This is a genomic window from bacterium (genome assembly GCA_009926305.1).
Taxonomy (GTDB): domain Bacteria; phylum Bdellovibrionota_C; class UBA2361; order UBA2361; family RFPC01; genus RFPC01.
Map to the genome: position 1 here is coordinate 1 of RFPC01000089.1, position 8,941 is coordinate 8,941.

General features: G+C 46.8%; 8 protein-coding genes. 1 reads left to right on the forward strand and 7 read right to left on the reverse strand.

The features are described 5' to 3' along the window. The 6 genes from EBR25_11345 to EBR25_11370 all read right to left on the reverse strand — a co-directional run. Window positions 1-2,437, reverse strand: a 2,437-nt coding sequence (locus tag EBR25_11345) for a carbamoyl-phosphate synthase large subunit (protein ID NBW41578.1), incomplete at its 3' end; no start/stop codon positions are given. A 56-nt stretch (window positions 2,438-2,493) separates the two neighbouring features. Next, window positions 2,494-3,696, reverse strand: a complete 1,203-nt coding sequence (locus EBR25_11350) for a carbamoyl-phosphate synthase small subunit (GenBank protein NBW41579.1) — start codon at window positions 3,694-3,696, stop codon at window positions 2,494-2,496. 9 nt (window positions 3,697-3,705) lie between these two features. After that, the gene (locus EBR25_11355) at window positions 3,706-4,950 is read right to left on the reverse strand and encodes a dihydroorotase (protein NBW41580.1); all 1,245 of its coding nucleotides are present in this window, start codon (window positions 4,948-4,950) and stop codon (window positions 3,706-3,708) included. Beyond that, a complete protein-coding gene (locus EBR25_11360) occupies window positions 4,947-6,029 on the reverse strand; it encodes an aspartate carbamoyltransferase catalytic subunit (protein NBW41581.1) in 1,083 nt (360 codons plus the stop codon). The genes EBR25_11355 and EBR25_11360 overlap by 4 nt, the downstream gene beginning before the upstream one ends. A gap of 45 nt (window positions 6,030-6,074) precedes the next feature. Continuing rightward, window positions 6,075-6,638 (reverse strand): bifunctional pyr operon transcriptional regulator/uracil phosphoribosyltransferase PyrR, encoded by a 564-nt coding sequence (pyrR, locus tag EBR25_11365; GenBank protein ID NBW41582.1) that lies wholly within the window; start codon window positions 6,636-6,638, stop codon window positions 6,075-6,077. 647 nt (window positions 6,639-7,285) lie between these two features. Then, complete coding sequence (locus EBR25_11370) at window positions 7,286-7,663, reverse strand: hypothetical protein (protein NBW41583.1); 378 nt, start codon at window positions 7,661-7,663, stop codon at window positions 7,286-7,288. A 78-nt stretch (window positions 7,664-7,741) separates the two neighbouring features. Here EBR25_11370 and EBR25_11375 point away from each other — a divergent pair, with 78 nt between their 5' ends. Continuing rightward, window positions 7,742-8,164: a hypothetical protein gene (locus tag EBR25_11375; protein ID NBW41584.1), complete on the forward strand. Its 423-nt coding sequence runs from the start codon at window positions 7,742-7,744 to the stop codon at window positions 8,162-8,164. A 24-nt stretch (window positions 8,165-8,188) separates the two neighbouring features. On the opposite strand, the gene EBR25_11380 is transcribed toward EBR25_11375, so the two are convergent. Further along, on the reverse strand, window positions 8,189-8,941 hold a 753-nt coding region (locus EBR25_11380), incomplete at its 5' end, for a sigma-54-dependent Fis family transcriptional regulator (GenBank protein NBW41585.1).

Sequence of the window (8,941 nt, forward strand, 5' to 3'; positions counted from 1 at the left end):
GAATCTCGTCAGACAAATGCTGTGGCGGCAATGAACAGGCAGAATCGCCAGAATGAATACCCGCTTCTTCGATATGTTCCATGATGCCGCCAATATAGACATCACTGCCATCACATAAGGCATCTACATCTACTTCGACGGCATTGTTCAAAAACCGATCAATCAACACCGGATTTTTGCCAGACACAACAACCGCGTCCCGCATATAGCGTTCTAAATCATCCATCTGGTGGACAACTTCCATAGCGCGCCCGCCCAGCACATATGATGGGCGAATAACGACCGGCAGGCCAATTCTCTGAACAATTTCGCGGGCTTCTTCAGCCGAATGGGCAATACCATTTTCAGGTTGCAACAGATCAAGCTTTTTCAACAAAAGCTGGAAGCGTTCACGATCTTCGGCTAGATCAATGGCATCCGGGCTGGTGCCAAGAATGGGAATGCCCTCGGCCTCGAGTGCGGCGGCAATTTTCAGTGGGGTTTGCCCACCTAGCTGAACAATAACGCCGCGCAAATCACCATTTTCTGCTTCGCGTTTGATGATCGAAATGACATCTTCGTCGGTCAATGGTTCAAAATACAGCCGATCAGATGTGTCATAATCAGTCGAAACCGTTTCCGGGTTACAATTGATCATGATTGTTTCATAGCCTGCGTCCGACAGCGCATAGCAGGCGTGAACACAGCAATAGTCAAATTCAATACCCTGACCAATCCGGTTTGGGCCGCCGCCAAGAATAACGATTTTTTTTCGGTCACTGGGGTCGGCTTCGCATTCGGCATCCGCGGCGATTTCATAGGTCGAATACATATAGGCGGTTTCCGAACTAAACTCTGCCGCGCATGTGTCGATGCGTTTATAGACAGGCAGTACGCCAGCTTTGCTTCGGCGTGACTGCACCTCTGTGGTGTCAAGCTGGGCAAGTTCAGCCAGCCGCGCATCCGAAAACCCCATTGATTTTAAGAAACGTAAAACCGTTGCATCATCTGGCAGGCCATCGGCGGCCACTTTATTTTCGGCATCAATGATCGCCTGAATGCGTTCAAGAAACCAGCGGTCCCAGCCGGTAACCGCATGCACTTCATCGATTGAAATGCCGTGCCGGAGCGCGCTTGCAATACGCAAGACCCGGTTTGGCACCAATTCACCAAGCCAGCCCCGAAGCTGGTCTAGACCTGACGTGGCGTCAGCAACAGGCGGTGCCACCGGGTTCAGCCCGGTCAGCCCGATTTCCATAGACCGCAGGGCTTTTTGTAGGCTTTCTTCAAACGACCTGCCGACCGCCATGGCCTCGCCGACTGATTTCATTGAGGTCGATAATTTCGCCTCGGCACCAGAGAATTTTTCAAAGGTAAAACGTGGAACTTTGACAACTACATAATCAAGAGCCGGCTCAAAACAGGCAGGAGTCTCTCTCGTAATATCATTCTGAATCTCATCTAGAGTATATCCTACTGCTAATTTGGCTGAGAATTTAGCGATCGGAAATCCGGTTGCTTTTGATGCAAGCGCAGAAGACCTCGATACTCGTGGATTCATCTCAATAACTATAATTCTCCCATCGTCAGGGTTCAGGGCGAACTGTACATTTGAGCCTCCAGATTCAACCCCTATCTTGCGCATTACTTTAATGGCAGCATCTCGGAGCTCTTGATATTCTTTATCCGTTAGAGTTTGAATCGGAGCTACGGTTATTGAGTCCCCTGTGTGCACTCCCATAGGATCAAGGTTTTCAATTCCGCAGACAATAACAACATTGTCTTTGTGGTCACGCATGACCTCAAGTTCGATTTCTTTCCAACCTAAGAGAGATTCTTCAATAAGCACCTCCCCATTTGGGCTGGCATGTAGCGCTGATGTCGTGATCTGTCGAAGCTCTTTAAGGTTATTGGCGATTCCTCCCCCTGTGCCACCGAGCGTCCTAGAGGGACGTAGGATAAGAGGAAAGCCCAGCTCTTCTGCAATCTCAGTCGCATCTTTTAGAGAGTGTGCAATCCTACTTTTTGCCGATGACAGGCCAATCTCGTCCATCGCTTTTCGAAATAGCTCTCTATCCTCAGCCATTTCAATTGAGCTGACTCTCGCACCTATCAATTCACAACCAAACTCTTCAAAAACACCCATTTCATGTAACTCGAGAGCTACATTCAACCCAGTTTGACCACCCATGGTGGCGAGAACTGCGTCAGGTCGTTCCTTTGCGATTACAGATTTTACCGTTGGGGCATTAATAGGTTCTATATATGTTCGATCAGACAACTCTGGATCGGTCATGATAGTAGCTGGATTCGAGTTGACTAATACTACCTCATAGCCATCTTCTCTGAGTGCTTTTGCAGCTTGAGTGCCTGAGTAATCAAACTCGCACGCTTGACCAATTACTATTGGTCCAGAGCCTATTATGAGAATCTTTTTAATATCTTCTCTTCTTGGCATGTTCTTTCTCTCCCTTCAACTCTTTTGACTTCTGCTCACCTAACAATAGCTCTTCGTTACTTTATGACTTCGTTAAAAAACCTTGAGAATAAATACCGAGAATCATGTGGTCCCGGCGAGGCCTCTGGATGATATTGAACGGCAAAGGCTCGATAATCAGGAAGTTCAATACCAGAAATTGTTTGGTCATTCAGATTGAGATGACTGACCTTGATAGTTTCTGGGAGCTTTTCGGGACTTATAGCGAACCCGTGATTTTGTGCTGTAATTTCAATTTTTCCCGTTGAGTGTTCTAGGATTGGATGATTGGCACCACGATGTCCAAATTTCAGTTTGTATGTCTGTGCTCCAGCTGCATGACCGAGGAGTTGACACCCCAAGCAAATTCCGAAAATTGGAACCACGCCTAAGAGATCGCGAATCACCTCAATAATATCCGTCAATGCAGCAGGATCTCCAGGGCCATTGGACAGAAAAATGCCATCTGGATTTAGAGCTTTAATCTCAGCAGCTGTACTTCTTGCTGGAACCACGGTAAGTCGAAATCCCTCGGCTAGAAGCAGTCTTAAGATATTTTTTTTGACTCCACAATCAACCACTACGACATGAGGTCTTTGCCAAACTTCCTCCGGAGTAAGGATCGGATAGCTATTCGAAGAGTCGTCCCAAGGAAGTTGATGCCACTCATAGGGTTCAGTACAGCTGACATCTTGTACGTAATCTTTTCCTACCATCGAGCCTGATGAGTTTGCGATACTTTGAAGCTCATCATCTGTCATTCCGACTGGTCCAATGGCACCCATCTGAGCCCCTCCATTTCGAATGTGGAGGGTCAAGGCTCGGGTCTGAATGCCGGTTAGACCGGGAATTCTATGTGCCTTCAGGTACTCATCTAGTGAAACATCAGAGCGAAAATTTGAGACCAGAGGGGAGAGATCTCTTGTGAAAACTGCAGAGACGAACACCTCATCACTTTCAATATCAAGTGAGTTACACCCCACGTTTCCTATCTGCGGGGCAGTGAAGCACATTCCTTGACCCTTATAACTTGGATCCGTGAGTATCTCCTGATAGCCAGCCATACTCGTATTAAAAACTATCTCTGCCACCACAGGCTCTGATGATGATGAGAAATGGCCGAACCCTAGACCATGAAATACGGTTCCATCAGCCAGAACCAATTTGCCCGGAGGCAATAGACTTTTGGTAAGCGATGAATTTTCAGCTCTGCCAGAAAAAATTGATTCGGTGCTTGTCATATTTCTCTATTACTTTTTTTTACTCTTTTTCGCTAAAAATGGAGTGTTTTGACTTTTCGATAGGTTGAGCGAGTTCGAAAAAGTCCATTTTTGGTTCGGATCAATAATAGCAATGTCAGCAGGTCTCCCCGGTCTGAGCATTCCAGCCTCCAGAGAGACAATTTTCGCAGCAGAGAAAGATAGAGCCTGTATCGCCCGCTCTCTTGTAAGCACTGAATCATGAATCAACTTTAAGGCAATAGGGAGGTTTGTCTGGAGTCCTAGTATCCCCATGGCCGCCTCTTCAAATTCACAGTCCTTGGAGTCTGGTTCATGCGGAGCGTGATCACTGGCTATGCAGTCAATGACTCCGGAGGCCAAAGCTTCTCGAAGTGCAAGCACATCGGCTGGTGCACGTAATGGAGGACTCATTTTATAAGATGTATCAATTCCATCTACGTCTAGATGGCTCAGCATGAGATGGTGCGGTGTCACTTCAGCCGTCACATGAATTCCGTCCTCTTTGGCTCGTTGTATAAGTAAAGCCCCCCGAGCTGTTGAAACATGACAAATGTGAACATGACCACCCGTAACTCGTGCAAGCTCAATATCACGAGCTATCATAACTTCCTCTGCAACGCCGGGAAAACCAGTAATGCCGAGTCGATAGGAGTGCCCACATTCATCCATTGAACCACAGCAGGAAAGTGATTTGTCTTCTTCATGACAGCAGATAGGCGCTCCGATATCTTTTGCAATCTCTAATGAGCGTCGCATAACGCCTGCGTCCCAAACAGGGTCACCATCATCAGAAAAAGCAATGCATCCTGCCTCTCGTAATTCGTATAGCGGCGCGAGCTCATTCCCCTTTCGTTCTTTAGAGACCGCTCCTATTGGAAACACTTTAGCAAAGCCTGCCTCCTTGGCTTTTTCTCGGATGAAGGATGCCACCTCGGCGTGATCAATTGCAGGGTTTGTATTTGGCATCGAGCAGAGTGATGTGTATCCCCCTGCTACCGCGCATTTTGCCCCGCTCTCAATGGTTTCCTTCCACTCAAAGCCAGGCTCACGTAGGTGAACGTGAAGATCAACGAGTCCCGGAATAATCCATTTCCCGGTGCAGTCAATAGTTTCCCTATCTCCTACATCCTCAACGTCTCCTTTTTCTATCCCTGTAATTTTATCTCCATCTACAATTACAGTACCTACGAATGAATCGGTGCTTTCTGGATTGACGATGTCTCCATTCCTTAGGACATATCCCGGATGTGTCATTGTTTCCTCCGATGGGTTTGAGTTTCATCCTTTCTGACGTCACTCTGCGAAGATTCTACCTCAGGAAAGTGGCTGCCTTGAGTGGCGAGCCGAAATAATACTGACATGCGCACCGCCACACCTAGTCTCACCTGTTCTTCTACCAATGAGCGATGCTCGTACAGGAGTTCGCCTGAGATTTCTATTCCTCTATTAGCGGGTCCTGGATGCAGTAGTACTGCATCAGGACAGAGTTGATTCATTCTTTTGGATGAAATGCCGTAGAAACGACTATATTCGTCGAAGGAGCCAATGAACGAGTCCCGTTGCCGTTCTTTCTGCAGTCGCAAAACCATGACGATATCTGCTCCACGAAGTCCGTCCTCTAACGAGTGATAAATCTCAACCTCGGGCCCGAAGCATTCAGATGAGCATAGGAGTTCTGGGACTAAGCCTGGAGGCCCAACTAACCGCACTTTGTTCCCCAGAATTTTATGAGCCCAAATATTACTTCTCGCAACTCTTGAATGACGTACATCCCCTACAATCGCTACTGTTTTCCCGCTCAGGCTGTCGATAGAATGTTGAAAACGTTGAGATAGAGTGAGGAGATCAAGAAGGCATTGAGTCGGATGCTCATTCATGCCATCTCCTGCATTTACAATCTTAGTGTTCTGCAGCTGGTTCGCTAGAAAGTGAGCGGCCCCACTCGCGTTGTGTCGCAGTACAATAACATCTGGTCGCATGGCTTGTAGTGTTCGAGCGGTATCAATTAGGTTTTCACCCTTAGAGAGCGAAGAACCGCTACCAGATATGTTAATTGTATCCGCTGAGAGTCTTTTGCCGGCTATCTCAAAGCTAACCCGGGTTCTCGTACTTGCTTCTAAAAATACATTGAGAATTGTTTTGCCTCTCAAGGCGGGGACCTTTTTAATGTTGCGCTCTGATACCTCGATAAAAGTTTCTGCATCTCTTACAAGGGCGATAAGCTGTTCCCTTGAGAGTGATTTGATATCTAAAAGATGTTGAAGGGGCGTATTTTGGGAGGAGAGCCTTTCGGATGCTCCAACGCTATCATAAGGGTCACTTGTCGCTACCATATGTTCCATGGCTATCTCTCTTTAAACTCAGTATGACCAATCGCTTTATCCATTGGTAGTTTCTCGCGAAATATGTACACCGTCGTCCCCGCCAAGCTCATGGAGAGTTACCTTAACAAATTCTTTTGGATTGGTTGGAAGGTTCTTTCCAACGTAGTCGGGTCGAATAGGAAGCTCTCTGTGGCCTCGATCTGCTAAAACGGCAAGTTCAACTCGAGATGGTCTTCCAAAGTCAATGATCGCATCAAGTGCTGCTCGCACTGTTCTTCCAGTAAATAGGACATCATCAACCAAGATGATTCTCTTCCCTGAAACAGAGAAAGGAATATCAGTACCTTTCAGAGTCGGTTGATCGGCTGTCTGTGAAAGATCGTCACGATAGAGAGTGATATCAAGAACCCCAAAGGGAATGTCAGTCTTTGTGAGTTCTTCGAGGGTCTTTTGAAGCCGTCTCCCCAAAAACTCTCCTGCGGTTCGAATCCCGATGACAGCAAGCGAGGATGGCACAGCATCTTTTTCGAGGATCTCGTACCCAATTCGAGTAATTGCTCGTTGTACTTGCGCAGAATTAATTACTGTTTGCCATGTTTTTGGTGATTGAGTCGACATAAATACTAACTCCTTTTGCTGATGGGTGTTACTACTCTTCTCTTCATGTTGACAGTGAGCGTACGCATAATATCAGAGCATACGACACCAGAGTAAATGAATCTGAGACCGTGAAACCAGTCGGCGATCAAGCTATGATGTAATAGAGACAACGGAACGACTTTTATGAATTGGCTCCTTCTCGACTGAGGAAAAGCTAATACGGAGCGTAAGGAAACAGTAGGTAAGAACAGTCTACCCGTACCGGACCATACCGAATGGGAAAATACACTATTAGAAGCTACAGTATGAAAAAGGACAGACCATAGCCTGCCATTTACCTGCGCTAGCCCATTTGACTTTTGGGGTGAGGAGAAGAGCCTCTCAAACATACGATTTTCCTTCGTAAACTCACGGGTTTACGTTAAAGGGTTTTGCAGCCTCAAACAAAATTCAAGGATGCGATCCGGGGCAGTGTACATGAACTGTTTTCTAAAGGCAAACCTGAAATTCAATTCACCCAAAAATTAGCACCTCATTAGTAGCGCTGCCTTTCAAGAGAAATCGATTCTCTCACCCTCAGGTGGAATTCGAAGGTATAGAGGGTTCGCTCTCCTTCCACCCATGGCACGGTTACTGGGACATTGTAATCTAAAGATATCTCGATCTCATACGGGCCTCGATAAATCGTGATGTCGTGAGGATTTGCTGGGATACGGTGTTGCTTGATGAGTCCAGACAGGCGGGTGAGGATCTCTTGATCTGATACTTCCTCTACGAGCCATTGCCACGGCTTGACTCTCCAATTCGTAGTAACGGTACAGTGCCGGAGCTGCCTGTGAGCAGAGATATATGAGCACTGCTGCTAGAAAGCTGAAAACGAGCATTGTTGTACGTGAAGCACCTGTGGCTGAGCTGATTCTCCGAACATTTCTCATTACCTGATCCTTTTGGGTCTTATCCTTCGAGCTAAGAAAACCACACCCAAGTTTGCGATTGGTATACCCCTGAAGTGTACCACAAACATGCTCTTTGGACCGATACATCAAATCATTTTTAGGGTATTTCCTTTTTCCTCGACCATATTAGTATTTATACCTATGAATGCGCATAAACCTCACAGAATGCCTCGTTCTTTCTGGTGGAGCTTGGGTCTCGGGGCCCTACTACTGATTTTGGGGGCCGGAAATCTCTACCTCGGAAGTAAGCGAGCGATGCACTATCGTGGGGTGATTCAGACTCTCAAGGAGGAGAAGGACGAATCTTTCAAAACTCAGTCAATTGCGAATCGGGGTCGATTAGTAAGAAAGTCCCCCTCGTCCTCCTCTACAACAAGAGTTTTTACTTATGACAAGCAAGATGAATCCCAAGCACAAGAGGCGCGAAACTCTGTTGATAATGATGAATATCTTTTGAGTGCAAAGAAGCGTTTTGAGTACTATCAGTTCTGCGTGATAGGCGGAAAGTTTATGCTCGCGCTTTCTGGCTGTTGCCTTCTCTTTTCCCTAATCATTGGGAACGCCAGTCTCCGACAGGCGAGTGAGTGAAATGTTATATAATGGCCCAGAGGCCTATTCTGAAAGCTCTTCCGTTTCAGAATGAGTATCCTGTTCCTCTAGAGAGTAGAGTTGTACTTTAGTAATAAGATTTGAACGTGAAATCCCAAGCATCCTCGAGGCCTCACTTTTATTGAATCGAGTAGTCTCCAGGGCTCTTTCAATAATCTGCGCTTCAACGGTTGCAAGAGCTTCCCTGAGTGACATGCCGAAGAGATAGTCCGGTAGTGCTTGATTTGTTTGTGATGCATTTGGATTTGATTGAATTGCTAGATTTGTTGCTTGCCAAAACTTTTGCGACAGGTACCCTGGTCCTATCTGAGAGGCAAGGCCGCTAACACTTACGATCCGTTCTATTTCATTTTCAAGCTCTCGTATATTTCCTGGCCATGGGTAGGCCTCAAAAAGGAGAAGTGCCTCCTCGGTAAACACCTTATTTGGCTTCTGTTGAGCCTGACACGAGCGCGATAGAAAATGTCGAGAGAGTAGCGGGATATCGCTGATGCGTTCTCGAAGAGACGGAACATCAAGCTGAAGGACTTTAAGTCGGAAGTAGAGATCCTCCCGAAATGTGCCTTCTGCGATCATTTCCTCAAGGTTCCGGTGTGTTGCCGCTACAATTCTGACGTCGACCCCCCTCTCTCCAGTTGCTCCTACGGGGGTAATTACTCCTTCTTGCAAAACTCGAAGGAGTTTTGTTTGGAGAGAGAGGCTCATTTCCCCGACTTCATCGAGAAAGAGAGTGCCTCCATCTGCATCCTCAAATAA